General features: G+C 61.2%; 26 protein-coding genes. 12 read left to right on the top strand and 14 right to left on the bottom strand.

What is annotated here, in order from left to right; translation table 11 throughout:
• From KJP28_RS06245 to KJP28_RS06265, 5 genes are all read left to right on the top strand, one after another.
• Nucleotides 1-459 (top strand): thiamine pyrophosphate-dependent enzyme (locus tag KJP28_RS06245; protein ID WP_255552254.1); only part of this gene is annotated, 459 nt, incomplete at its 5' end.
• A gap of 8 nt (nucleotides 460-467) precedes the next feature.
• Nucleotides 468-1370 (top strand): myo-inosose-2 dehydratase, encoded by a 903-nt coding sequence (gene iolE, locus KJP28_RS06250; protein ID WP_218391721.1) that lies wholly within the window; start codon nucleotides 468-470, stop codon nucleotides 1368-1370.
• 3 nt (nucleotides 1371-1373) lie between these two features.
• Complete coding sequence (locus KJP28_RS06255; protein ID WP_218391722.1) at nucleotides 1374-1583, top strand: DUF3329 domain-containing protein; 210 nt, start codon at nucleotides 1374-1376, stop codon at nucleotides 1581-1583.
• Nucleotides 1576-2382 (top strand): 5-deoxy-glucuronate isomerase, encoded by an 807-nt coding sequence (iolB, locus tag KJP28_RS06260; RefSeq protein WP_218391723.1) that lies wholly within the window; start codon nucleotides 1576-1578, stop codon nucleotides 2380-2382. The genes KJP28_RS06255 and iolB overlap by 8 nt, the downstream gene beginning before the upstream one ends.
• Before the next feature lie 4 nt (nucleotides 2383-2386).
• Nucleotides 2387-3505: a Gfo/Idh/MocA family protein gene (locus tag KJP28_RS06265; protein ID WP_218391724.1), complete on the top strand. Its 1119-nt coding sequence runs from the start codon at nucleotides 2387-2389 to the stop codon at nucleotides 3503-3505.
• Nucleotides 3506-4251: 746 nt separating this feature from the next.
• On the opposite strand, the gene KJP28_RS06270 is transcribed toward KJP28_RS06265, so the two are convergent.
• From KJP28_RS06270 to KJP28_RS06305, 8 genes are all read right to left on the bottom strand, one after another.
• Nucleotides 4252-5205, bottom strand: a complete 954-nt coding sequence (locus KJP28_RS06270; RefSeq protein WP_218391725.1) for a GlxA family transcriptional regulator — start codon at nucleotides 5203-5205, stop codon at nucleotides 4252-4254.
• A 348-nt stretch (nucleotides 5206-5553) separates the two neighbouring features.
• A complete protein-coding gene (locus tag KJP28_RS06275; protein WP_218391726.1) occupies nucleotides 5554-6645 on the bottom strand; it encodes a Zn-dependent alcohol dehydrogenase in 1092 nt (363 codons plus the stop codon).
• Nucleotides 6646-6729: 84 nt separating this feature from the next.
• Entirely contained in the window at nucleotides 6730-7437 is a 708-nt protein-coding gene (locus KJP28_RS06280) for an alpha/beta fold hydrolase (RefSeq protein WP_218391727.1), read from the bottom strand.
• Nucleotides 7437-8231 carry a 3-oxoadipate enol-lactonase gene (gene pcaD, locus KJP28_RS06285; RefSeq protein WP_218391728.1) on the bottom strand — a complete coding sequence of 265 codons (795 nt, stop codon included), beginning with the start codon at nucleotides 8229-8231 and terminating at the stop codon, nucleotides 7437-7439. Before pcaD ends, KJP28_RS06280 begins: the two co-directional genes overlap by 1 nt.
• A 96-nt stretch (nucleotides 8232-8327) precedes the next feature.
• Entirely contained in the window at nucleotides 8328-9530 is a 1203-nt protein-coding gene (locus tag KJP28_RS06290) for an endonuclease/exonuclease/phosphatase family protein (RefSeq protein WP_218391729.1), read from the bottom strand.
• Between the two features lie 3 nt (nucleotides 9531-9533).
• Nucleotides 9534-10499, bottom strand: coding sequence for a threonine ammonia-lyase (locus tag KJP28_RS06295; protein WP_418887926.1), 966 nt, complete (start codon nucleotides 10497-10499; stop codon nucleotides 9534-9536).
• Nucleotides 10496-11326 carry an alpha/beta fold hydrolase gene (locus KJP28_RS06300; protein ID WP_218391731.1) on the bottom strand — a complete coding sequence of 277 codons (831 nt, stop codon included), beginning with the start codon at nucleotides 11324-11326 and terminating at the stop codon, nucleotides 10496-10498. Before KJP28_RS06300 ends, KJP28_RS06295 begins: the two co-directional genes overlap by 4 nt.
• The gene (locus KJP28_RS06305) at nucleotides 11323-12012 is read right to left on the bottom strand and encodes a haloacid dehalogenase type II (protein WP_218391732.1); all 690 of its coding nucleotides are present in this window, start codon (nucleotides 12010-12012) and stop codon (nucleotides 11323-11325) included. Before KJP28_RS06305 ends, KJP28_RS06300 begins: the two co-directional genes overlap by 4 nt.
• Before the next feature lie 368 nt (nucleotides 12013-12380).
• Here KJP28_RS06305 and KJP28_RS06310 point away from each other — a divergent pair, with 368 nt between their 5' ends.
• The gene (locus tag KJP28_RS06310) at nucleotides 12381-13007 is read left to right on the top strand and encodes a hypothetical protein (protein ID WP_255552255.1); all 627 of its coding nucleotides are present in this window, start codon (nucleotides 12381-12383) and stop codon (nucleotides 13005-13007) included.
• Nucleotides 13008-13100: 93 nt separating this feature from the next.
• On the opposite strand, the gene KJP28_RS06315 is transcribed toward KJP28_RS06310, so the two are convergent.
• From KJP28_RS06315 to fabA, 3 genes are read right to left on the bottom strand one after another with little or no spacing between them, the layout of a single operon-like run.
• Entirely contained in the window at nucleotides 13101-13889 is a 789-nt protein-coding gene (locus KJP28_RS06315) for an enoyl-ACP reductase FabI (protein WP_218391733.1), read from the bottom strand.
• Nucleotides 13890-13904: 15 nt separating this feature from the next.
• The gene (fabB, locus tag KJP28_RS06320) at nucleotides 13905-15134 is read right to left on the bottom strand and encodes a beta-ketoacyl-ACP synthase I (protein ID WP_218391734.1); all 1230 of its coding nucleotides are present in this window, start codon (nucleotides 15132-15134) and stop codon (nucleotides 13905-13907) included.
• Nucleotides 15135-15168: 34 nt separating this feature from the next.
• Nucleotides 15169-15678: a bifunctional 3-hydroxydecanoyl-ACP dehydratase/trans-2-decenoyl-ACP isomerase gene (fabA, locus tag KJP28_RS06325; RefSeq protein ID WP_218391735.1), complete on the bottom strand. Its 510-nt coding sequence runs from the start codon at nucleotides 15676-15678 to the stop codon at nucleotides 15169-15171.
• 159 nt (nucleotides 15679-15837) lie between these two features.
• Between fabA and irrA the strand changes: the two genes are divergently transcribed.
• Nucleotides 15838-16260 carry an iron response transcriptional regulator IrrA gene (gene irrA / locus KJP28_RS06330; protein WP_218391736.1) on the top strand — a complete coding sequence of 141 codons (423 nt, stop codon included), beginning with the start codon at nucleotides 15838-15840 and terminating at the stop codon, nucleotides 16258-16260.
• Between the two features lie 34 nt (nucleotides 16261-16294).
• On the opposite strand, the gene KJP28_RS06335 is transcribed toward irrA, so the two are convergent.
• The 3 genes from KJP28_RS06335 to KJP28_RS06345 all read right to left on the bottom strand — a co-directional run bounded on the left by KJP28_RS06335 (nucleotide 16295) and on the right by KJP28_RS06345 (nucleotide 18233).
• Complete coding sequence (locus tag KJP28_RS06335; protein WP_218391737.1) at nucleotides 16295-16744, bottom strand: SRPBCC domain-containing protein; 450 nt, start codon at nucleotides 16742-16744, stop codon at nucleotides 16295-16297.
• 55 nt (nucleotides 16745-16799) lie between these two features.
• Nucleotides 16800-17228, bottom strand: a complete 429-nt coding sequence (locus KJP28_RS06340; protein WP_218391738.1) for an FKBP-type peptidyl-prolyl cis-trans isomerase — start codon at nucleotides 17226-17228, stop codon at nucleotides 16800-16802.
• A 135-nt stretch (nucleotides 17229-17363) separates the two neighbouring features.
• A complete protein-coding gene (locus KJP28_RS06345) occupies nucleotides 17364-18233 on the bottom strand; it encodes a glycosyltransferase family 2 protein (protein ID WP_218391739.1) in 870 nt (289 codons plus the stop codon).
• Between the two features lie 149 nt (nucleotides 18234-18382).
• On the opposite strand from KJP28_RS06345, the gene miaB reads away from it, so the two are divergent.
• From miaB to KJP28_RS06370, 5 genes are all read left to right on the top strand, one after another.
• Nucleotides 18383-19702: a tRNA (N6-isopentenyl adenosine(37)-C2)-methylthiotransferase MiaB gene (gene miaB / locus KJP28_RS06350; protein WP_218392800.1), complete on the top strand. Its 1320-nt coding sequence runs from the start codon at nucleotides 18383-18385 to the stop codon at nucleotides 19700-19702.
• 191 nt (nucleotides 19703-19893) lie between these two features.
• Nucleotides 19894-20481 (top strand): OmpA family protein, encoded by a 588-nt coding sequence (locus KJP28_RS06355; protein ID WP_336245310.1) that lies wholly within the window; start codon nucleotides 19894-19896, stop codon nucleotides 20479-20481.
• Complete coding sequence (locus KJP28_RS06360) at nucleotides 20481-20810, top strand: hypothetical protein (RefSeq protein ID WP_218391740.1); 330 nt, start codon at nucleotides 20481-20483, stop codon at nucleotides 20808-20810. Before KJP28_RS06355 ends, KJP28_RS06360 begins: the two co-directional genes overlap by 1 nt.
• A gap of 151 nt (nucleotides 20811-20961) precedes the next feature.
• Nucleotides 20962-21972 carry a PhoH family protein gene (locus KJP28_RS06365; protein ID WP_218391741.1) on the top strand — a complete coding sequence of 337 codons (1011 nt, stop codon included), beginning with the start codon at nucleotides 20962-20964 and terminating at the stop codon, nucleotides 21970-21972.
• 117 nt (nucleotides 21973-22089) lie between these two features.
• Complete coding sequence (locus KJP28_RS06370) at nucleotides 22090-22698, top strand: nucleoside/nucleotide kinase family protein (protein WP_218391742.1); 609 nt, start codon at nucleotides 22090-22092, stop codon at nucleotides 22696-22698.
• Nucleotides 22699-22731 lie beyond the last annotated feature (33 nt).

Raw genomic sequence — 22731 nt, forward strand, 5'->3', positions numbered from 1 at the left:
ATGATGGCCAACAGCGAACTGGCGACGGCGGTGATGCGCCGGGTGCCGTTCACGGTCGTCTTGACCGACAACCGGGGCTACGGCTGCATCAACCGGCTTCAGACGATGGGCTGCGGCGGGGAGCCGTTCAACAACATGTATGTCGACTGCAACGTCGAGGTGCAGCCGGAGATCGACTATGTCGCCCATGCGGCGAGCATGGGCGCCCATGCGGTCAAGGCCGGGGACACGGACCAGTTGGAAGCCGAGATCGCGGCGGCACGGGACCGCGACATCCCGACGGTGATCGTGATCGAAACCATCGCCAACGACTTCCCCGGCACCGGGTTGGATACGAAGGCGGGCGACCATGGCGCGTTCTGGGACGTGGCCGTGCCCGAAGTCTCTGACCGCAAGAAACAGACGGACAGATACGCAGAATACCTGAGCCAGATTGCTCGGGCCACGTTGACCAATTGAGGTGAATCATGATCCGCTTCGGCACCAACCCCATCGCCTGGGCCAATGACGACGACCAGTCGCTTGGCGCGAATATTCCCACCGACCGCATTTTGGACGAAGCAGGACGTCAGATCGGCTTTGTCGGGATCGAGAACGGCCACCGCTGGCCGCAGGATGACCCCGAAGCGCTGCGTGCGCTATTGGCGGACTATGGGATGGTCTTTATCTCGGGTTGGCATTCTTTGAACCTGCTGGCCCATAGCGTCGAGGACGAAAAGGCCGCGATTCAGCCGCATCTGGACAAGCTCAAGCACAACGGTTGCACCGTCTGTATCGTCTGTGAAACCTCGAACTCCGTGCAGGGGTTGGATCAGCCGGTTTCGACGCGCGTGGTTCTGTCAGACGACGAGATGCGCGATTTCGCCGCGAAGGTCGAAGAGATCGCGGCCTTCTGTGCGGATCAGGGCATCGACCTTGTCTATCACCACCACATGGGGACGGTCGTGCAATCACCCGATGATATCGACCGTTTCATGGCAGCGACCGGCCCCGCGACCAAGTTGTTGTTCGACGCGGGCCATTGCGCCTTCGGAGGCGGCGATCCGGCCAAGGTGCTGGCGAAATACGTGGACCGTGTGCGCCATTTCCACGCCAAGAACGTGCGGTCCGAGATACGTGACCGGATGGACGCGGAAGGTATGTCCTTCATGGACGGGGTGCGCGCCGGTGTCTTCACGGTTCCCGGCGATCAGGAGGGCAGCGTTGATTTTGCCCCGCTTCTGAAAATCCTGGCCGAGAACGGCTATGACGGCTGGATCGTGATCGAGGCGGAACAGGACCCCAACCAACGAAACCCGCTGCTTTACCAAACGCTGGGGCTTGCCACTTTGAAACGGCTTGCGCGGGAAACCGGGCTGATCCAAGGCTAGGCCATGTTCGACCTACAGGTTCCCTTCTTTCGCCCGCTTTGGCTGCGCCTCGTCACGGTTGCCGTGGCGCTTGGCTGGGCGGTGTTCGAAGTGGTGACGGGGTCGGTTGGCTTTGCGATGATCTTCGCCGCGCTGGGGCTCTATGCCGCGTGGCAGTTCTTCGTGGTCTGGGACCCAAAGGACGACGATAACCAAAGGAACGACGATGGCTGACCTTCTGAAAAAGCCCTTCGGCACACATGGCAAGGTGCATCAGATCACGCCCGAAAGCGCCGGGTGGCGCTATGTCGGGTTCGGGCTTTACCGTCTGCGCCCCGGCGAAACGGTGTCCGAGGCGACGGGCGGCAACGAGGTGATCCTCGTCATGGTCGAGGGCAAGGCGCAGTTTAGCGCCGCCGGGCAGGACTGGGGCGAATTGGGCGAGCGGATGAACGTCTTTGAGAAGACGCCGCCGCATTGCCTCTACGTCCCGAACGACGCGGCGTGGGAGGCGATGGCCACCACGGATTGCACCATCGCCGTCTGCGCGGCACCGGGTCACTCGGGCCACCCCGCGCGGCGCATCGGGCCGGACGGTATTACGCTCACCGAACGCGGTAAGGGCGTGAACACGCGCTACATCAACAACATCGCGATGGAGAACGAGGATTACTGCGACTCGCTTCTCGTCACCGAGGTGTTCACCCCCGATGGGCATTGGTCGAGTTACCCCAGCCACCGCCACGACGAAGACGACTTCCCGAACATCACCTACCTCGAAGAGACCTATTACCACCGCCTGAACCCGGCACAGGGCTTCGGCATCCAGCGGGTCTATACCGAGGACGGCACGCTCGATGAAACGATGGCCGTCTCAGACGGCGATGTGGTCTGTGTTCCGCGCGGGCACCATCCCTGCGGCGCGCCTTACGGCTTCGAGATGTATTACCTCAACGTCATGGCGGGCCCGCTGCGCAAATGGCGCTTCATCCCCGATCCGGCCGTCAAATGGATCATGGACCGTGACGCGTGAGGTGATGCCCCGGCGCCGACTGGGTGTCGGATTGATCGGATCGGGGTTCATGGGCAAGGCCCATGCCTTCGCTTATGCAATGGCGCCGCGTGTGTTTGACCTGCCTGTGACTCTTGACCTGCACAGCCTTGCGGATGTTTCCGAAGAGGCTGCGGTGCAGGCTGCGGGGGCGTTCGGATTTCGGCACGGGACCGGCGATTGGCGGAAAATGGTTGCGGAGCCGGATATCGACATCATCAGCATCACGACGCCCAACGCGATGCATCACGAGATGGCGCTCGCGGCGATCGCGGCGGGCAAGGCGGTCTATTGCGAGAAGCCGCTTGCGCTGAGCGTGACGGAAGCCCGCGAAATGACCGAGGCCGCCGAACGGGCCGGAGTGCCCACGCAGCTTGGTTTTAATTATCTTTGCAACCCTATGATTTCGCTTGCGAAAGAGATGATTGATGCTGGCGAGGTCGGCGAGGTCCGGGGGTTTCGCGGCATCCACGCCGAAGACTTCATGGCGGATGCGTCGTTGCCTTTCGGGTTCCGCCACGAGGATGAAGGCGGTGGAGCGCTTGCCGATATCGGATCGCATATCCTTGCCACCGCGCAACACCTGATGGGGCCGATCACCAGCGTATTTGGAGATTGCGTGACTGTGATCGGCGAACGCCCTGATGGCCAGGGTGGACGCCGGGCCATTGGCGTCGATGATGTGACGCGGGCCTTTCTGGTATTTGAAGGGGGTGCGACCGGGTCGATTGAGGCGAACTGGCTGTCCACAGGCCGGAAGATGCAGCATGATTTCGAAATTTACGGCTCGAAAGGTGCTTTGCGCTTCAGTCAGGAGCATTTCAACGAGCTTTGGTTTTATGCGTCCGACGACCCGCAGGGGCGACAAGGCTTTCGCCGGGTCGAGTCTGCGCCAGTCCATGCGCCTTACGGTCGCTTCTGTGTCGCGCCGGGCCACCAGATCGGATTCAACGATCTCAAGTCCATCGAACTGGCCGGATTCATCGAAGCAATTTTGAAGCAGGGGCCTGAGAGGTTCAATTTCCGCAAAGGGTTGGACATTCAGAACCTCATGGAAGCTATCGCAACGTCTTCACAGGAAAAACGTTGGGTCGAGCTCGCCTGAACACGGAAGGTTCTGTGCGGCGAATGCGAGGAAAAAGAAGCCATCAGGATCACTTTTTGCGCCCACGGGGAGCCAAGTTGATCTGACATTCGACATGACCCCATCCGAGCACCGCCAAGAGCTTTCAGATACGGTTATCCTTGGTCTTGGCTTCGTTCGATGTCTGGTCAGTCGGAAAGGCGCCGAATATCGGTTCCGGTGATATTTCGATTTCTCCGGTGTCTGCGGATTGATACGGGTCATCGGTCCTGAAGGCCTCCGGCGTCGAATTCTTTTTTGGGGTAGCTGGCCGTGTGGTCGATCTCCATGCGACAGACCTCGTTCAGGGCCGCCATCTCAGGCGATGGACGGACCAAGCGACCATTTGCCATGACTTTGGCGATTTGCACCACACCATTCATGCGGTCCAAATCGACGGTCGAAGGGTTGGCTTGTGAACGTGCCGCGTCTCGTGTCGTGCTTGCTGTCGCGCTCGATATTTTCAAGCAGACACAATGCAAAGAGCCGGCCAATGCCGGGAGCCTTGCCTTTTCGGAGCCATCCCTGTGCAGGTGTCGAATACGCTGGTCCTCGCCTACCTTGTATCGAGACTGCCAGCGCAGATTGTCATGCGCACGACATCGCTTGGGAACGGTTTACTCGGCCTGAGTCCCGTGCGTCGATCTTCCGGATGGCCTTGATGCGGTTCGGCCCTCCGCGCGGCAAGGGATGCCAGGGTTTGTCGTGCGAGGGCTCCGTCAGGGGGATCAGTTCAGCCGCCCGCGCTGCATCATAGGTGTTACGCCGAAGGCCGTTCGATAGACGCGTGAGAAATGGCCGGGGCTCTGGAATCCGCAGGCGACGGCGATTTCCGTTGTCGACATTTCAGTTTGAAGCAGAAGGTGGCGAGCGCGATCGAGCCGTAGTTCCATGAAGTATTTCTTGGGCGAGGTGTTTAGGTATTTACCGAACAATCGCTCCAGTTGGCGGGGCGAAACGCCGATCTCGCGCGCAATGGCCGATTGCGGAATGGGGTCGTCTATCCGGGATTTCATGAGGTCGATAGCACGTGAAAGATGTTCGTTCCGCATCCCGTTTCTCGATTGCAGGGAGACACGCTGGGCAGCGGTGGCGTTCCTCACGGCGTTGTAGACCATCTGATCCGCGACCGTGATCGACAGGTCGTAGCCGTGTTCCTGTTCGATCAGGTTGAGCATGAGATCGGCCGTGGCCGTCCCGCCGGATGCGGTGACGTATTTCTCATCGGCGACGAAGACGTTTCGGACGAGGTTCACTTCGGGAAATTCCTCCATGAAGCTGTCGTGGAATTCCCAGTGGATAGCTGCCTGCATCCCATTGAGGAACCCGCCGCTTGCGAGCACGTAGGCGCCGGAGCAGAGGGCACCGATCCTTGTCGAGGTCGTGCGATCCTGGCGGCGCAGGGCGTCAATCAGGGTCTTGTGGTCCTTGCGCTGCATGCCGATGCCCGAAAGGACGAAGAGCCGGTCGCTCTTCGGAAGCGCCCTGAAACTATGATGTGTCTTGATTTCGGTGCCGTCCGAGCTTCGTGCGCTCTCACCGTCCTCCGAGGCATAGGACCAACGGTAAAGGTCTTCGCCGCTGACAAGGTTCGCGATCCGCAACGGATCGACGGCGCAGGCAAATGCGATGTGCGTGAAATCCTCGACCAATGCGAAAACGAAATGCTGCGTGGCCGCCATCGTCTCGTCTCCTTGCCTGTGCTGGTCGGAGTGACGCGCAAGGGCGCATCGTGTCCCGCGTCGACACGAGACAGTAAACCCCAAAAATTTCAGTAGACAATATGTATTTTCGAAGACGGCGAATGGATCGACGAAATGGCCTGCCCACAAGAACCAGTCCGTCATCGACCAGACCCGTCATCGCGTTGTGTCGTCCTGACGTCTTGAGCGACGTAGTCGATCAGAGGGGCGCGACCGCGATACGCATCCGCGGCATTCTGCAAGCAATTATCAAGCGCCGACAGGGTAGCGGCGCATTTGCGGCGTTGCTGTAGCGTGAAACCTTTCGGGGCGCGATTTTCGAGCCGCCTATTTGAGCACGATCACGTTGCGTTTGGCAGACCCGGACTTCGTCGATGCGATCGCTTCATTGATCTGAACGAGCGAGAAGCGGTTCGAGATCAATTCGTCGAGTTTCAGGCGGCCCTGATCGTACATATCGACGAGCCAGGGAACGTCGCGGGCGATGACGGTGTCTCCCATCATCGTACCCTGAATGCCCTGACTGGCATTGCCCATGGCAAGCGGTGAATATGTCGCCTTGTCCCTTGCGTGGGGCAGGCCGACCATGATGACGCTGCCACCCGGCGCAAGGTATCGCGGCGCTGCATCGTAGACCGGGGCGGCACCGACGGTCACGAAGACCGCATCCGCGCCGCGCCCGCCAGCGATCTTCTTTGCGGCCGACCATGGTTTCTCTTCCCCGCCGAGGACACCGTGCGTGGCTCCGAACTCTTTTGCCATGGCGAGTTTCTCGTCGGTCATGTCGACCGCGATGATCTTGGCCGCACCCGCGATGCGCGCGCCCTGGATGGCGTTCAGCCCGACACCTCCTGCACCGATCACCACGACCGTCTGGCCAGGACGGACCTTTGCGACATTCACAACGGACCCGATCCCGGTGATCACGCCGCAGGCAAGAAGCGCCGCGCTGTCCATCGGAATGTCGTCGCGCACTTTCACTGCCTGACTGTGGTGAACGACGATTTTTTCGGCGAAGGCGCCGCTGTCGAGCCCCTGAAACAGGGGGTCGCCGTCCGCCGTCCTGATCGGCGCGTCGTTGAAACTGTCATAAGGCGTTTCACAGGTTACGGGCCGCGCGTCATGGCAGGAGGGGCAATGACCGCAAGCGCGGATGAGGGTCGAGACCACCGTATCGCCGGGGGCCAGACCCTTCACGCCGGGACCGACCCTCGTCACCTTGCCCGCCGCCTCGTGGCCGTAGACCGCCGGGAGTGGGCCACCGAAGCCTCCTTCGGCGAAGGATATGTCGGATTGGCAGATCGCCACCGCATGGACCTCGATTTCGATCTCGTCCGCTTCCGGAGGTTGAATCGTGATCTCCTCGATCACGAGTGGTGCGCCGAATTCGTGGCAGACGGCTGCTTTGATCTTGTCCATGCGGGTTCTCCCTGTCGTGAAACTGCGTTTCGCGCTGGAGGTTTTATGCGGCCCGTGATCGATGCCGACAAGTGGCGCGCGGGCTTACGTTACGTCCGCGATCTGCGCGAGATGCGCAGCCAGTCCGGCCGGGTCGGCGAAGAAGGGCGAGTGGCCGGTCTGCATCTCGACGACGTGCTCGATGTCACGAGCCATCAGTCGCTGGTGGTCCGGCGGAATCACCCGGTCGTTCGCGCAGACGATCGCCGTCTTGGGAATGTCGCGCGATGCGTGCGTCAGCGTCAGTGCCGTCGCCTGAGGTGCGATGGCTTGCCATCCCATGAGATGCACGGCCGTGTCGAACGTGCCGCGCGGGCAGTCGTGGCACATCAAGGCGTCGATCCGATCCGGTCGGAAACGGAATGATTTGCGGTCTGCCGCTATGTCGAGCGCATCGTCCAGCGGTTGCTCTTCGGCCTCGCGTTTCAGGTGGATGAGGCTCTTGCCGTGCTCCGGGATATAGGCGCAGAGATAGACCAGCCGTTCGATGCGGTCCGGGTTGCGTTCGGCCGCCGCAGTGATTGCGTAACCCCCCGCCGAATGGCCGACGAGGATCGCATCCGCGTCGGTCACGCGATTGATCGCGGCGGCATAGAGGTCGAGCGTGACGTCGTTGACAGGTGTCGTTTCGCCGCCATGCGAGGGCAGGTCGATCGCCTGAGCGGTGTGACCCATCTCGCCGAGGGTCTGCACGACATCGCGCCAGATCCAGGCACCAAGGCAAGAGCCGTGCACGAGAACGAAATGTGCCATCAGAGATGCCCCAGTTCTTCGAGAAAGCCGATGAGCGTTTGCGCGTATTCATCGGGGTTGTCGACACAGGGCAGGTGGCCCGAGCCGCGAATGAGATGGAATTTCGACCCGGCCACGAGGTTCGTCGTTTCACGCACGAGGTCCGGCGGGGTCGAGCCGTCTTCCGATCCGGCTATCCCCAGCGTCGGCAATTTCAGACGCGCGGTGGACTCGTAGAGATCGCTTTCGCCGATGGCGGCTGCGCAGCCCGCGTAGCCCTCGAGAGGTTGGCGGGTCATCATGTTGCGATAAAGCGCGACCTTTTCCGCCTGCGTCTTGCGAAAGCTGTGGGAGAACCATCGTTCCATCGTGCCGTCGGCGAGTGCTTCGATGCCGTTCGCACGCACGGCGGCGATCCGTTCGTCCCACATTTCGGTCGTGCCGATCTTCGAAGCGGTGTTGGACAGGACCATCGCACGGACCAGGTCGAACCGTTCCGCGGCAAGGCCCTGCGCGATGAAGCCGCCGATGGACAGGCCGATGACGACGACATCTTTTGCCGCGATATGGTCGAGCAGTCGGCCCGCGTCGGCGACGAGATCACCCATGAAATACGGACCCGGCGGCGCGTCGGACAGCCCGTGGCCGCGTAAGTCGTATCGAATGATGCGCAGGTGCTCGGGCAATCGCGCCACGACGGCGTCCCAGATGCGAAAATCCGTGCCGAGAGAATTGACGAACAGAAGCGCAGGCCCGTTCGCCGGGCCCCGGTCCTCGAAGTGCACGAGAATGTCGTCCAGTCGGGCGGTCTTCATGCTGGTAACCTTTCGTTCAGTGTCGTTTCGAACGTGGGGGCGGATATGCCGTTCTTGGACGGACCGCGATGCTCGGGCCACCTGGAAATACGCACGTCACGTGCGGATGCGAAGATGCGCCTTGATCTGCCCATGGTCCGACGCGAGCTTGTTGTAGGGGGCCTCGGGGTGAGAGCCGTCCGTGATGTGGTCGTTCAACACAGAGAAATAGTCCATATCTGCGATCCGCGCGTCGTAATCCGGATCGAAATGACGGCTCATCAGGATCTGGTCGATGCTTTCGAAGACGCCCGCAAAGGCAGTGGTATAAACCATGTCGCGGGCCGATTTGCGGACGAAGAGCTTTTCGGCAGAGTGGAGCCGCACCCTTTCGACGGCTTCGGTGATCGCGCGGCTTTCCTCCTCGCTGTATCGGTCTGCGTAGCTTTCGGCATCATGGCGCAGCATCCACGCGTAATTGCGGAACGGGACCTCGCCCGAGATGATCTCGGACGACACCGCGTGTTCGCCATCGTTGAAATCGCCAAGCGCCATGACCGGGTTGCCGCGGTCGAGTTCGGCGACGATTTCGCGGCGCAGGACCCAGGCCTCGGCCATGCGGCGCATCGCGGCCCTGAGGCTCCCCATGGCACGGCCGACCGGATCATAGCGCGTCAGGTCTTCTTCCGGGGCGTATTGGGCACCGTCTGGTGTGATGTATTCGCCCAGCTTCGATTTGAGGTGACAATTGAACACCGTGATCGTGCGGTCTCCAATCGGTATGCGCACCTTGAGGATCGGGCGTGACAGCCGGCGCAGGACGAAGGCGCCGGCATCCATGTCACCCTCCAGACCCCTCAGAGGTTGAAACGGGATCGTCACCGGTTCTGCCAGATCCTGGATGATCTGCGGCTGGCCGGCGAAACCGAAACGCGACAGGACCGCAATGCCCGGCCGACGCTTGCCCGGTGTTCCGTCGTCCGCAGCGTTCGGTGCGAAGGCGAGGGCGCTTTCGTCGTGCGGGTCTACCCCCAGCCTGCGGAAGATGACCTTGCGATGGTATGGCTTGCCTTTCGACGGGATCACCGCGTCATTCAGGGCCCGCGCTCGTGACGAGGCTTCGGCGATCACGTCACGCAGCGGCTCTTCTTCGAAGATTTCCTGAAAGCAGATGATGTCGCTGTCGAGATCGACGATCTGGTTCGCGAGCCAGTCTTTTTTCCACGCATATTCTTCGGGCGTGTAGCTTTGGAATTCGTAATATTCCTTGTCGGGCCCGATGAGGTTCTTGACGTTGAACGAGGCGATCGTGAAATCCATGGGTCACTCCGCGAGCGATTTTGTGAAATGGACCGGGTCGACGTTGCCGCCCGACAGGATGACGATGACCGTGTCAGCCTGTATCGACCGTGATTGAAACAGCGCCGCCGCCAACGCGACCGCGCCGCCCGGTTCGACCACCAACTTGAGCCGCAGGAAAGCGGCCCGCATCGCCGCGAGAGCCTCGGTATCTGATACGACGAAGCCGGGGCCACAATGCGCCTGCATCAACGGCAACGTGAGAGCGCCGGGCGATGGGGTGATGATCGCGTCGCAGATCGAACCGGTCATCGCCGTATTCCGCTCCATTCGCCCCGAGGCGAGCGAGCGGGTGACATCGTCGAACCCCTCCGGCTCGACCGGCCGCACGATCATACCCGGCGCTTTGGACGAAAGTGCAACCGCGATTCCGGACGTGAGCCCCCCGCCGCCGCAGGGCACGAGCACGTCCGCATTCGCGACACCCAGGTCCGCGCATTGGTCCGCCAGTTCCAGCCCGACGGTGCCCTGACCCGCGATCACCATCGGTTCATCGAACGGCTTCACCAACGTCAGGCCCCGTTCCAGGGCGATTTGCGCACCGATGGCATCCCGGTCGCCGGTAGCGCGATCGTAAGTGACCACCTCCGCCCCGAGTGCGCGCGTATTCGCGAGTTTCAGCTCCGGGGCGTCCGAGGGCATGACGATGACCGACGGCACGCCGAAATCCCGCGCGGCCTGCGCGACGCCCTGCGCATGATTGCCGGATGAATACGCGATCACGCCCGGAGACCGTGTGATGGGGTCCATGGCCGACAGAGCCGACCGCGCGCCCCGGTATTTGAAACTGCCTGTAACCTGCAGGCATTCCGGCTTGACCAGAACACGGCGCCCGGCCAGGTCGTCCAGAAACGGGGAAGACAAGAGCGGGGTAACACGCGCATGGCCCGCAATCCGGTCGCGTGCGGCGGTTATGTCGGCGAAATCTATCGACAATCGTCCAGCCAGAGCGAAATGACCTCAAGCGCTTCGGGTTCGTCGAGGAACGGGATATGCCCGCGACTTGGCACTTCGGCCACGCGCAGGTCAGGGCGGCGTTCCTTCATCTTGGCGACGTGCGCATCGAGGAGCAAATCGGATCCCTCACCGTGGATTACGGCCACTGGCTTGCCCGCGAGGGCATCGAAAAGCGGCCAGAGATCCGCGTCACCCGCCGCCATGGCTGCGAGATAACTGTCGCGAAGCGCCGGGTCATAGTTGATGCGGATACCCTCGGGCGTCACGTCGTAGTTCCGTTCGACCTCTTCGATCCATCGGCTCAAAGGAACGTCGGCGAAGCCGACGGCGGTCTCGGATCGCGCACGCGCAACATCTTCGAGCGTCCCGTCCGCCGGGTTACGCCCGATGTAAGCGTCGATGGCTTCGAGCCCGCCACGGGAGATTTCCGGGCCAACGTCGTTCAGGCAGGCACCGATCACGCGCTCCGGCGCGGTGGCCGCGATGAACATGGCATTGATCCCGCCTCGCGACGTGCCGATGAACGCAGCTTTTTCGATCCCGAGGTGATCCATGAGCGCGACGATGTCTCCGGCCTCCTTGGGCACGGCATAGGTCGACCATTCGGCCCAATCCGAGCCTCCGCGTCCGCGATAATCGGGGCGTACGAGGCGGACGCCCTCGAGATGCGGCGCGAGAAAGTCGAAGTCCCTGTGGGTTCGTGTGAGGCCGGCCAGTGCGATGACAGGCAGTCCTTCGCCGTCGTCCTTGAAAGCGATCTTCAGACCGTCCGGCGTGGTGAAGTCCCTGGTTTCGCTCATATGGCCCTCGCGATGTCGGGAATGGGGGTAAGGTCGGATAGGATTTCGTGCGGCGGGTGGCCAAGGCGTTCCGCAGGTGCGCCGGCGCGGTTCACCCACGCGGTGCAGAACCCGTAACCACAGGCGGCAGAAGCATCCCAGCCATTGGACGAAACGAACAATACCTGCTGCCGTTCACAAGAAAAACGTGTCTCGACCTGCCTGTATACGACATCGGCGGGTTTGAAGATGCCGACGTCCTCGACCGAGAGAACGTCGTCAAGCAGTTCGCCGATGCCGGCGGATCGAACCGCGCCTTCAAGCATGTCAGGCGACCCGTTCGACAGGATCGCCGTGTTGAACCCGGCGGACTTCAGACTGGACAGCACGTTCGGAACCTCGGGATACGCGGACAGTTCCCAATAAAGCGCCAGCAGACGTTCGCGCAGGGCTGTATCGCCGCCAAGGCCTTGTGCTTCGAGCGCCCAATCCAGCCCGTCCTGTGTGACCTGCCAGAAATCCTTGTGCTCGCCGGTGATGGCCCGGAGCCATGTGTATTCAAGCTGTTTCTGCCGCCAGTCTGACGCAAGGGCCTGCCACGCTTTGGCAAGAGCACCGTTTTCATCGTCCCTTGCGGCTTCGCGCGCCGCGGCGGCCACATCGAACAGCGTGCCGTAGGCGTCGAAAATGCAGGTCGTGATCGGCATTGGCTCCCCCCTTTCCGGCGACACTGGCATGCCCGGACCCGAAGCGAAAGGGGGGCCGTCAGTCCGACAGAGCGTCGGACTGTGGCAGGTAAATTGGTCGGAGGGGGCCACACCAAGGCCGGTCGCGCTACGAATTCGTAGCCGCGACACGGACCGTGGAGAGCAGAAATTGGTCGTTGACCGAAAGATTTCACAGGTGGCCGCCCGGAGAGATCTTGCGGAAGGTTCGCAAGCGGCCTTGTCTACAAATGGCCCGAATTGGCTCATTCGAACAATGATTAAGGCGGAAACGAATTGTTTCCGCTACCATCGCCCAACAATGCGCTAGAAAAGAAGTGATTGTTGCCAAACTGCGAATGGAACCGGTCATGACCGCCAAACTGGAAATGCTGCGTGAACGCGCGCACGATGCGCGAGAAGCGATGGAAGCCGAATACGCCCGGCGCCGCGAAGACCTGGGCGTGAGGATCGAGCGGGGTCGGCTGGTCTTCGATCAACGCATCCGCAAAAGACAACGAGAAGCGCGTCAAAAGTTCTCGGAATATGTCGCGGCGATCCGTCCGATGAACGTCGTCACGGCACCAGTGATTTACTCGGTCATCATCGCCTTCGTGACGCTGGACCTGTTCGTGACGCTGTATATGTGGATCTGTTTCCCGGTCTACGGCATCCCGAGGGTCCGTCGCCGCGATCATATCGTGGTCGATCGCCACATGCTGCCCTACCTGAACTGGGTTCAGAAGTTCAATTGCGTGTATTGCAGTTATGGAAACGGCGTCCTCGCCTATGCTCGCGAAGTGGCGGCGCGCACCGAAGCCTATTGGTGCCCGATCAAACACGCGCGACGTTGGGAGGGAGCCCATGAATACTACCACGATTTCATGGACTACGGAGACACATGCGATTTCGTGGAGCGCTGGGCCGAGAGCCGGAACCGGATCACCGAAGGACGGGATGCGATGCGCCCGATCGTGGTGGGCAGGCGCAAGGACTGACGCGACAAGCGGCCTTTATCGCGCCGTTCCGGTGATGAACGGCGGTTGATTTCTTTTGTCCAAGGTTGGTTCGGACGGACCTGATCGCGTGTATCAGAGCTGCTCGGGTTGCGGCATTCCGAGCACGTGAAACCCCGCGTCGACCGTTATGATCTCGCCCGTCGTGCAATCGCCGTAGTCCGAGGCAAGGTAGACCGCCGTGCCGCCGATGCTTTCGAGCGTCGCGTTCTTGCGCATCGGGCTGTTGGCCTCGGTATGACGGAAGGTCTTGCGCGCACCGCCAATGGCGGCGCCTGCGAGGGTCTTCATCGGTCCGGGGCTGATCGCGTTGACGCGGATGCCTTGCGGCCCGAGGTCGTTGGCCATGTACCGGACGGTGGCCTCGAGCGCCGCTTTGGCCACACCCATTACGTTGTAATAGGGCGTCACGCGGTTCGAGCCGCCGTAGGTGAGGGTCAGCATGGTGCCGCCCTCGGTCATCTTGGGCTCGCAGCGCCGCGCGATCTCGATGAAGGAATAGCAGGAGATATCCAGCGAGTTCTTGAAGTTCGCACGAGAGGTGTTGAGGAACCGCCCGGTCAGTTCGGACTTGTCCGAGAAGGCGATGGCGTGGACGACGAAATCCAGTCGGTCCCAGTGCTCCCAAAGCGATGCGAAGCCCGCGTCGAGCGAAGCATCGTCGGTCACGTCCATGTCCACGAGTATGTCCGAACCGAGGCTCTGGGCGAGGGGTTCAACCCGCTTGCCGAAGGCCTCGCCCTGATAGGAAAACGCAAGGTCAGCGCCCTCGGCCGCCATGGCTTTCGCGATGCCCCAGGCTATCGAACGATCATTGGCGACCCCCATGATAAGGCCGCGCTTCCCCTTCATCAGATCCGCCATTCTCTTCCCCGAGCGTTAGTTCTTGTATTTGGACAGCAGCATCGAACCATTCGTGCCGCCAAACCCGAAGCTGTTGGTCATCACCGTGTCGAGACCGGCGTTTTCCACCAGTTTCGTCGCGATTTCGCCCTCATTGATCGCCGGGTCGAGGGTTTCGACGTTGATCGATGGCGTGATGAAATCGTTGTCCAGCATCAGGAGCGAAAAGATCGCTTCCAATGCGCCTGCCGCGCCCTGCGCGTGGCCGGTCATCGACTTGGTCGACGAGATCACGGGCTGGTCGGTTTCGGCGAACGTGCGGCGCACCGCTTCCACTTCTCCGACATCGCCGACCGGGGTCGAGGTGCCGTGAGCGTTGATATAGCCAACCTTCCGATCTTCAGGCAGAGTCGAGAGCGCGATCTTCATCGCCCGCTCGCCGCCTTCACCAGACGGTGCGACCATGTCGTGCCCGTCGCTCGTAGCACCGAAACCGGTAACTTCGGCATAGATCCTGGCGCCCCGTGCGAGCGCGTGATCGAGGCTTTCCAGCACGACGATCCCGCCGCCGCCGGCGATCACGAACCCGTCGCGGTCCGCGTCGAAGGCACGAGAGGCGCGTTGGGGCGTATCGTTATACTTGGACGACATCGCGCCCATTGCGTCGAAGAGACAGGACAGGGTCCAGTCGAGTTCTTCACCGCCGCCGGCAAACATCACGTCCTGTTTGCCCATCATGATCTGCTCGGCGGCGTTGCCGATGCAATGGAGCGAAGTCGAGCAGGCGGATGTGATCGAGTAGTTGATCCCCTTGATCTGGTAGGCGGTGGCAAGGTTCGCGCTGATCGTCGACGACATGCATTTCGGCACCGCGAAGGGACCGATCCGCTTGGGGCTGCCGGATTTCAGAACCGTCTGGTGTGCCGCGAACATCGCGCTGGTAGACGGCCCGCCGGAGCCTGCGATCAACCCGGTGCGTTCGTTCACGATATCGGTCTCGTCCAAACCTGCATCCGCAATCGCCTGACCCATTGCGATATGCGCATAGGCGGCGCCCGGACCCATGAAACGCAGGGTGCGTTTGTCGACGTGTTCCTTCAGGTCGATGTCGACGGCACCCGCAATCTGGCTGCGGAAACCGTGCTCGACCATCTCTTCGTTCGCGGTGATGCCGGAGGTTCCGGCTTTCAAAGAGGCCGTGACCTCGTCCGCGCCCACACCGATGGGCGATACAATACCGAGCCCCGTTACGACGACACGTTGCATTCTGGCTCCTTTCAAGTTGCGCCCGTCCCCGGTCTTACGACTCCGAGAGCGCGACCTTCATATCTTTGACTTCGTAGATCACTTCACCGTCGGCTTCCACAATACCGTCCGCGACGCCCATCGTCAGACGGCGGGTTTGAACCGCCTTGGTGAAGTCGATGTAATAGGTCAGCATCTTGCGATCCGGCCGCACCATGCCTTTCAATTTCACTTCGCCCACGCCGAGCGCGTAGCCACGTCCCTGCCAGCCGCGCCAGCCCAGGTTGAACCCGGTCAGTTGCCACAGCCCGTCGAGGCCAAGGCAGCCCGGCATGATCGGGTTGCCCGGAAAGTGGCATTCGAAAAACCACAGGTCCGGGGTGATGTCGAATTCCGCGACCACGTGGCCTTTGCCGTGTTTGCCCCCGTCGCCCGAAATATCGGTGATGCGGTCCATCATCAGCATGGGCGGTGCCGGAAGCTGCGCGTTTCCGGGGCCGAAGAGCTCTCCAGCGGCGCATTTCAGCAGGTCGTCCTTGTCGAAACTCGTCGGAAAATCAGCCATCAGGCCCCCGTTTGGTCTGCGTGTCGCCCCCCTCTATCACCCGCGCAAAGCAAGGCGCAAGGGCGGCTCCGGCGGGCCGTCGCACCGTCTTGAGGAAACGGATTGAAAAACCCCCATATGAATCAGTATATATGACTGACCCAAGCACAAGGAAATGCGATGACCGAGTGTCAGGCAACGGAAATGTCGAAACAATGGCTCGCCACCGGCGGACTGCGTCCGACGCGCCAACGTGTCGCGCTTGCCAAACTGCTTGTTGGTGATGGCGAACATCGGCATGTGACGGCCGAAAGCCTGTTCGAAGCCAGCCGCGAGGCGGGCGAAAGCGTGTCTCTCGCGACCGTTTACAACACGCTTCGGTCGTTCTCGGACGTGGGTCTCCTGCGCGAAATCCTGGTGAACGGGACCAAGGGTTATTTCGACACCAATACCACGAACCATCCTCATTTCTTCTGGGAAGACACGGGGCGTCTGCAGGACGCACCTGAGGAAGGTCTGGAAATCTCGTCTTTACCAGATGCACCAGAGGGTGCAGAGATTTCCAAGGTCGACGTGGTCATCCGGCTGAAATCCAAAACCTGAACCGCTTCGTGTCGACGGTCCGGTCGGTGTGATGTCACGTCACATGTGCGGAGACAATATCCACCGCGACCCCGTGTTCGAGCCACGCTTTCGCGGCAATCACGAGCTGATTGAACCCGCCTTGTGAATCCAGCACTGTCGCGAGCTTCTCATCGCCCGATCCAGCGTGCCCGGTTTCCGTAATTCGAATTACGGTCTGGCCGTCACGATCTTCGAAATTGAACGTGACACGCGTGGGCGCGTCCGGATCGCCCCAATCAAGGACGATTTCAGTTCCGCTGACAGCGGAGATGACACGCACCGGGATTTCGATGGCATCGGACGCATCGCTCAGAAACCATGAAACCCGTGCACCGGTTTCCAGCCGCCCGGTGCTTCGTGGGAACCAGAAGCGACACATCTGGGTCGGGTCCGCGAATGCCTCGTAACAGGCATTCGCGTTAGTCTCGATCAGGGTCGCTGCGGAGACGAGAGGTTCGGTCATGGTGTGCTCCTGTCCTTTTGACAGGGTTTACCAGACACCGACGCCTCCGTCTGCCTCAGGCGATTTCGACCAGTTCGATGTCGAAGTTGAGATCTTTGCCGGCCAATTGGTGGTTGGCGTCGATCGTGACTTCGGACGCAGACAACTCGGTAACGGTGACGGGAACCTGGCGACCGTCCGGGGTAGACATCTGCAGCATGGTCCCTTCTTCGAGCGGGATGTTGTCCGGGATGTCCGCGCGCGGCACTTGTGTCACGCCCTCGGGGTGGTGCGGTCCATAGGCTTCGTCGGCCGGGACCGGGACGGACTTCTTCTCGCCGGGTGACATGCCCGGAATGGCCTTGTCGAGGCCGGGAATGATCTGGCCGGACCCCACAGTGAATTCAAGCGGGTCACGGCCCTGCGAACTGTCGAACACGGTGCCGTCGTTCAGCGTGCCGGTGTAGTGAATACGGACGGTATCGCCCGATTTTGCTTCGGTCATGAATGCCTCGTTGGTCGGGAGTGAGTTCGGCAAGGCCACGCGCATGGCGCAGGTGCTTGCGGGACGCCCTCTTTAACATAGGTCGTCGTGATCGGATGTAAACCGGGGCGGGAGGAGAGTGCCGACGCAGTCAGGTCAGAACCACTGACCCGGTTCCATGAGGCCAAGGTCCAGCAATTGTTGCGACGTCCACTCGAACGGCACCGAATTGTGCCACTTGAAGGTCGGAATATCGAAGGTCGAGCCGGAGTTCATCTTGAGCGCCTTGGCGGTACGGAAACTGGCGATCGCGGCAGTCAGGTTGTTGTGCCAGGGGCAGGCGTAAGTGTTGTATTCCTCGTCCGTGAAGGTGTGATCGGCGCGCAGACGCAAGTCTTTCTTCGTGCGAAACAACGCGACGCGGTCGATCTTGCGCCGGTCACGGGCGACGTGCTCCTCATAACGCCAGCGCAGGCCACCGAAAAAATCGAGTTGCCGTTCCTTCGGGTGGTTCCGGTTCGCCGGATCAGGACGGCCGAGCGCGTAGTAGCCAGAGCGGTCGATCCAGGCGTGGTCGAGCGACACCGCATTCGGATACCGACCGAGATCGTCGGCATAGAGATCCACCACGTAGGCGAGCATCGCGTTGCGGCGTTCTTCTGTGTGGAACGTCAGGAGTTCGGTCACGTTGCGCGTTTCGCAGAACGGGAAGAACAGGTATTCCGCGTTGTAGCAGTAATACATCCAGACATCCGGCGCCGCGTCGTTGCATGCGTTCACGGCCGTCTGCACGTCCGAGATGTCGATCACCGGAAAATCGACGCGTGCGACTTCCTGTTCCAGCGTGGCCGGGAGGTCGAGTTCGTCCGGCGCGAACACGACGATGCTCTTGAAGCCGGTCAACTGATGGTAGCGGATGGTGCTTTCGACCTCGACAAGGTCCTCGACGAAAATCAATGCGACAGGCGCACGTGTGAGCGCGTTCCCACCCTTGTCGAGGAATTCGGAAAGAGACGAAAACCGCATAACTCTGCCTTCTACGCCGGGTATTGTTCCCGTTCGGTAAACAATCCTTGAAACAGGTCCCGTTTGCAACCGTTGCGGGACAGGCAGGCATGGCGTATGACGCGGCCTTGATCCAAGCTCATGGAGCGCGCGACATGGCCGAGACCAAGATGGACCCGAAGAAGCTTTTTATCCGCACCTACGGGTGTCAGATGAACGTTTACGACAGCGAGCGCATGGCTGAGGCCATGGGCGGACAGGGGTATGTCGAGACCGACACGCCGGACGACGCCGACATGATCCTGCTCAACACCTGCCACATCCGCGAAAAGGCCGCCGAAAAGGTCTATTCCGAGCTCGGTCGGCTGAAGGACCTGAAAGCGGCGAATCCGGACCTCAAGATCGGGGTTGCCGGATGCGTCGCACAGGCCGAAGGCGAAGAGATCATGAAACGCCAGCCGATGGTGGACCTGGTGGTGGGTCCGCAGACCTATCATCGCTTGCCGGACATGGTGAAAAGCGTAAGCGAAGGCACCAAGGTGGTCGATACGGACTTCCCGCTCGAGGACAAGTTCGAGGTTCTGAAGAACCGGCCAAAGGCGCGTCGCGCCCCGACCGCGTTTCTCACCGTGCAGGAGGGCTGTGACAAGTTCTGCGCTTTCTGCGTCGTGCCCTATACGCGGGGCGCCGAAGTCAGCCGCCCCGCCGAACGCATCCTCAGGGAGGCGCGTGAACTGGTGGAGCGCGGGGTGCGTGAAATCACGCTTCTGGGGCAGAACGTCAACGCCTATCACGGCGAAGGCACCAACGGCGCGACCTGGTCGCTCGCACGCCTGATCTGGGCGCTGAACGATATCGACGGGCTGGAGCGTATCCGCTTCACCACGTCGCATCCGAACGACATGAGCGACGATTTGATCGCAGCGCATGGGGAATGCGAAAAACTCATGCCGTATCTCCATCTTCCGGTTCAGTCGGGGTCGGATCGGATCCTGAAACGGATGAACCGCTCCCACACTGCCGAGGACTATCTCCGGCTGATCAAACGGATCCGTGCTGCGCGCCCGGACATCCTGATCTCGGGGGATTTCATCGTGGGCTTTCCCGAAGAAACCGACGCGGATTTCGAGGATACGATGTCGCTAATACGCGACGTGGGATACGGGCAGGCGTTTTCCTTCAAATATTCGACCCGTCCCGGCACCCCCGCTGCCGAGCGTCCGCTCGTGGATGACGCCGTGGCGTCCGAACGGCTTCAACGCCTCCAGTCGCTCATCAACGAGCAAGCGCGCAGCGTGATGGAGGACATGGTGGGCCGCGAGATCGGCGTCCTGTTCGAAAAGAAAGGCCGGATGGAGGGCCAGATGGTCGGAAAATCCGACTATCTCCACGCGGTTCATGTCACGGCCGAGGGCATCGCTGCGGGCGACCTGAGGCGCGTGAGAATCACCGGCGCCGGGCCAAACTCGCTTGCGGGTGCATTGGTGTAAGAATTGGCGCCAATGCCGCGATACGGGGTGGATTTTCCACGAATCCGATGGATTCGTAAACGGTTGGGCGGTGATTGTTTTGATCGCCCGATCAAAACCGGCCACTCGCCATTTACATGTGAAAAAGCATCGGGTTAACTCGTCTCCATGATTAGGTGCCGTATGCCACGCGGCCATCTGGGGGATAAATAGTGAAAAACCGAGTTTTCTCGATGCTCAGGTCGTCTGCCGTTGCGGCAGCCGTGGGGCTCGCCTTCGCCGGGAGTGTGACAACGCCCGCACAAGCGCAATCGCAGGTTACTGTTACTGGTAAGATCAACTGGGGTCTCTGGGTCGATCCCGACGGGTGCATGCACTGGTGGTCGGACGGTGGTCTCGAAGGCTACATGGTGCAACGGCGCGATCCCAAGACCGGCCGCCACATGTGCCTCGAAAAGCAGACCTGCGCGGTCCAGAACTCGGACGTCCTCTTTGCAACGGACAGCCACCAGTTGACCGCGCGCGGTCGTCAGTGGTTGCAGCAGTTCTTCGCGTCTGCCGGTGCCTTCGCTTACGCTGTATACGGCCATACCGACAGCCGCGCGTCCGACGAATACAACATGCGCCTGTCGCAGAACCGCGCCAATACTGTGGCGCAGGTGGCGCGGCAAAGCGGGGCGGTGGTCGACCGTGTTCTGGGTTTCGGTGAACGCCGCCCGGTCGCTCCCAACAATTCGGCGGCGAACATGCAGAAGAACCGTCGCGTCGAAATCGTTTGTTACAGGTACCCGAACCCATGATGAAAAAGATCGCTCTGCTCGCGCTCGTCGCGCCACTCGCCGTGGCCGGGTGCCAATCCACCGCCTATGACGGCGGTGCCCCGAAACTCATCGCCACGAATGTCGATAGGTCCTTTGGTGACAGCGCGGGCCCGCGGGATGGCGTGGCGGCCGTCGCCGTTTTGCCGGACGGCTGTGAAGCCTGGATCGTCGACGAGGGTGTCGAAGGATATGGCGGGGACCGTTCGGACCCAAAAACGGGCCTGCCACGTTGCTCGAACGAGCTTCCGCGTGGCGCCGTGATCGGCGATTGGCGCTCGTCGAACGACATCCCCGATTACCTGCCCTGAGGTTTTCGCAAATCGCACAAAATCTGGCCGCGCACCGCTTCGTGCGCGGTCTTTTTGTATCATTTACGTGAAATCCGATCACCAAGACTTGCGCAAATCACGCGTCGGGTCCACCATCACTGGTAGAGGCACCCGTGAAACGGAGACATACTTGGGACTAGATGCGCTGAACCCGCCGAAACCCGAAGACATTCACGAAACTCTGCTGGAGTTCCCTGACAACCGATTGCTTATCGACTTGTGCGGGGAATTCGACCGAAACCTCGCTCAGATCGAACACCAGATGAACGTGCACATCCTGCGCCGTGGCAATCAGCTTGCCGTCGTCGGTGACGGTGCGGCGCGCGGGGCGGCGGCGGCGGTGTTGCAATCGCTCTACCAGCGGCTCGAACATGGCAAACAGATCGAGGCCGGCGACATCGACGGCGAGATCCGCATGGAACATGCCGAGACGCCATCGCAGCCCGGTGACCAGATGGAGCTGTTCAAAGGCGGGCGGGTCGAGATCAAGACGCGCAAGAAGCTCGTCGAACCGCGCACGGATGCACAGAAGGCCTATGTGAAGAGCCTCTTCAAAAAAGAACTGGCGTTCGGGATCGGTCCTGCGGGCACCGGCAAAACTTATCTCGCCGTCGCCGTGGGTGTGAACATGTTCATCTCGGGCCATGTGGACCGGATCCTGCTGTCTCGTCCTGCCGTCGAGGCGGGCGAGAAGCTCGGCTACCTGCCGGGAGACATGAAAGACAAGGTCGATCCCTACATGCAGCCTCTGTACGATGCGCTGAACGACTTCCTTCCGTCGAAGCAGGTAGAAAAGCTGATCGCCGAAAAACGGATCGAGATTGCACCGCTCGCCTTCATGCGGGGGCGGACCCTGTCCAACGCTTTCGTCGTGCTCGACGAAGCCCAGAACGCCACCACGATGCAGATGAAAATGTTCCTGACCCGGTTGGGCGAGGGCAGCCGCATGGTCATCACCGGGGACAGGTCACAGGTGGACTTGCCGCGGGGCGTGAATTCGGGCCTGCGCGACGCCGAGGGTCTTCTGAAGCATATCGACGAAATCGACTTCAATTATTTCACGGCGAAGGACGTCGTGCGCCATCCGCTGGTCGGCAAGATCATAGATGCATACGACGCGGCCGACCCCGCAAAGGCGTGAGACGTTGCCAACCGGAGCCGGGGACATGCGTCCCCGGCGCATATTCTGGTTTGCGTTCAGGGCACGCAGCCCTCGGAGGGCGCTGCCCTCCGAACCTCCCGAAGTATTTCTGAAACGATGAAGCTGGAAGATGTCTCCCAGGCCATTGCAGACCGCGCTGAAGGGCGGCGGCGGTTCCTCGTTGCGATTGCCGGGCCTCCGGCATCCGGAAAATCGACGCTGGCTGCGCGGCTCGCCCGGAAGATCGGGGAGGGTTCGAAGGTTGTGGCGATGGACGGTTTTCACCGGGACAACCACTGGCTCGATGCGCATGGGTTACGGGATCGCAAAGGTGCACCCGAGACATTTGACGTCGAGGCGTTTACCGCGCTGGTCGGCACACTGGCGTCGGGAGAGGCGGCCGATGTTCCGGGATTCGACAGGGATCGTGATTGCGTGGTGCCAGCGGCGGATCATGTGGGCGCAGCCGATCGTATTCTCCTGGTGGAAGGCAACTACCTTCTGCTCGACCGGCCCGATTGGCATGACCTTGCGCGCTTGTGGGACGTGACGGTGTTTCTTTCAGTGCCGAGGGCAGAACTGGAGCGTCGTCTCGTGGCACGTTGGCGGCAGCATGGCTGGGACGACGATGTCGCGCGGGCCTGGATCGACGGCAACGATCTGCCGAACATTTCAACGGTGCTTACGGAAAGCCGGGCGGCCGATTACGTGATCGAAAGTGACTGACTTCTCCTGCATCCGGAACCGGGATAGGAGGTG

This window comes from Maritimibacter dapengensis, assembly GCF_019218265.1.
GTDB lineage: Bacteria > Pseudomonadota > Alphaproteobacteria > Rhodobacterales > Rhodobacteraceae > Maritimibacter > Maritimibacter dapengensis.

Coding starts and splice junctions, on each gene's coding strand:
- iolE (WP_218391721.1), top strand. CDS start 468: ATGATCCGCTTCGGCACCAACCCCATCGCCTGGGCCAATGACGACGAC.
- KJP28_RS06255 (WP_218391722.1), top strand. CDS start 1,374: ATGTTCGACCTACAGGTTCCCTTCTTTCGCCCGCTTTGGCTGCGCCTC.
- iolB (WP_218391723.1), top strand. CDS start 1,576: ATGGCTGACCTTCTGAAAAAGCCCTTCGGCACACATGGCAAGGTGCAT.
- KJP28_RS06265 (WP_218391724.1), top strand. CDS start 2,387: ATGCCCCGGCGCCGACTGGGTGTCGGATTGATCGGATCGGGGTTCATG.
- KJP28_RS06270 (WP_218391725.1), bottom strand. CDS start 5,205: ATGGCGGCCACGCAGCATTTCGTTTTCGCATTGGTCGAGGATTTCACG.
- KJP28_RS06275 (WP_218391726.1), bottom strand. CDS start 6,645: ATGGACAAGATCAAAGCAGCCGTCTGCCACGAATTCGGCGCACCACTC.
- KJP28_RS06280 (WP_218391727.1), bottom strand. CDS start 7,437: ATGGCACATTTCGTTCTCGTGCACGGCTCTTGCCTTGGTGCCTGGATC.
- pcaD (WP_218391728.1), bottom strand. CDS start 8,231: ATGAAGACCGCCCGACTGGACGACATTCTCGTGCACTTCGAGGACCGG.
- KJP28_RS06290 (WP_218391729.1), bottom strand. CDS start 9,530: ATGGATTTCACGATCGCCTCGTTCAACGTCAAGAACCTCATCGGGCCC.
- KJP28_RS06300 (WP_218391731.1), bottom strand. CDS start 11,326: ATGAGCGAAACCAGGGACTTCACCACGCCGGACGGTCTGAAGATCGCT.
- KJP28_RS06305 (WP_218391732.1), bottom strand. CDS start 12,012: ATGCCGATCACGACCTGCATTTTCGACGCCTACGGCACGCTGTTCGAT.
- KJP28_RS06310 (WP_255552255.1), top strand. CDS start 12,381: ATGACCGCCAAACTGGAAATGCTGCGTGAACGCGCGCACGATGCGCGA.
- KJP28_RS06315 (WP_218391733.1), bottom strand. CDS start 13,889: ATGGCGGATCTGATGAAGGGGAAGCGCGGCCTTATCATGGGGGTCGCC.
- fabB (WP_218391734.1), bottom strand. CDS start 15,134: ATGCAACGTGTCGTCGTAACGGGGCTCGGTATTGTATCGCCCATCGGT.
- fabA (WP_218391735.1), bottom strand. CDS start 15,678: ATGGCTGATTTTCCGACGAGTTTCGACAAGGACGACCTGCTGAAATGC.
- irrA (WP_218391736.1), top strand. CDS start 15,838: ATGACCGAGTGTCAGGCAACGGAAATGTCGAAACAATGGCTCGCCACC.
- KJP28_RS06335 (WP_218391737.1), bottom strand. CDS start 16,744: ATGACCGAACCTCTCGTCTCCGCAGCGACCCTGATCGAGACTAACGCG.
- KJP28_RS06340 (WP_218391738.1), bottom strand. CDS start 17,228: ATGACCGAAGCAAAATCGGGCGATACCGTCCGTATTCACTACACCGGC.
- KJP28_RS06345 (WP_218391739.1), bottom strand. CDS start 18,233: ATGCGGTTTTCGTCTCTTTCCGAATTCCTCGACAAGGGTGGGAACGCG.
- miaB (WP_218392800.1), top strand. CDS start 18,383: ATGGACCCGAAGAAGCTTTTTATCCGCACCTACGGGTGTCAGATGAAC.
- KJP28_RS06360 (WP_218391740.1), top strand. CDS start 20,481: ATGAAAAAGATCGCTCTGCTCGCGCTCGTCGCGCCACTCGCCGTGGCC.
- KJP28_RS06370 (WP_218391742.1), top strand. CDS start 22,090: ATGAAGCTGGAAGATGTCTCCCAGGCCATTGCAGACCGCGCTGAAGGG.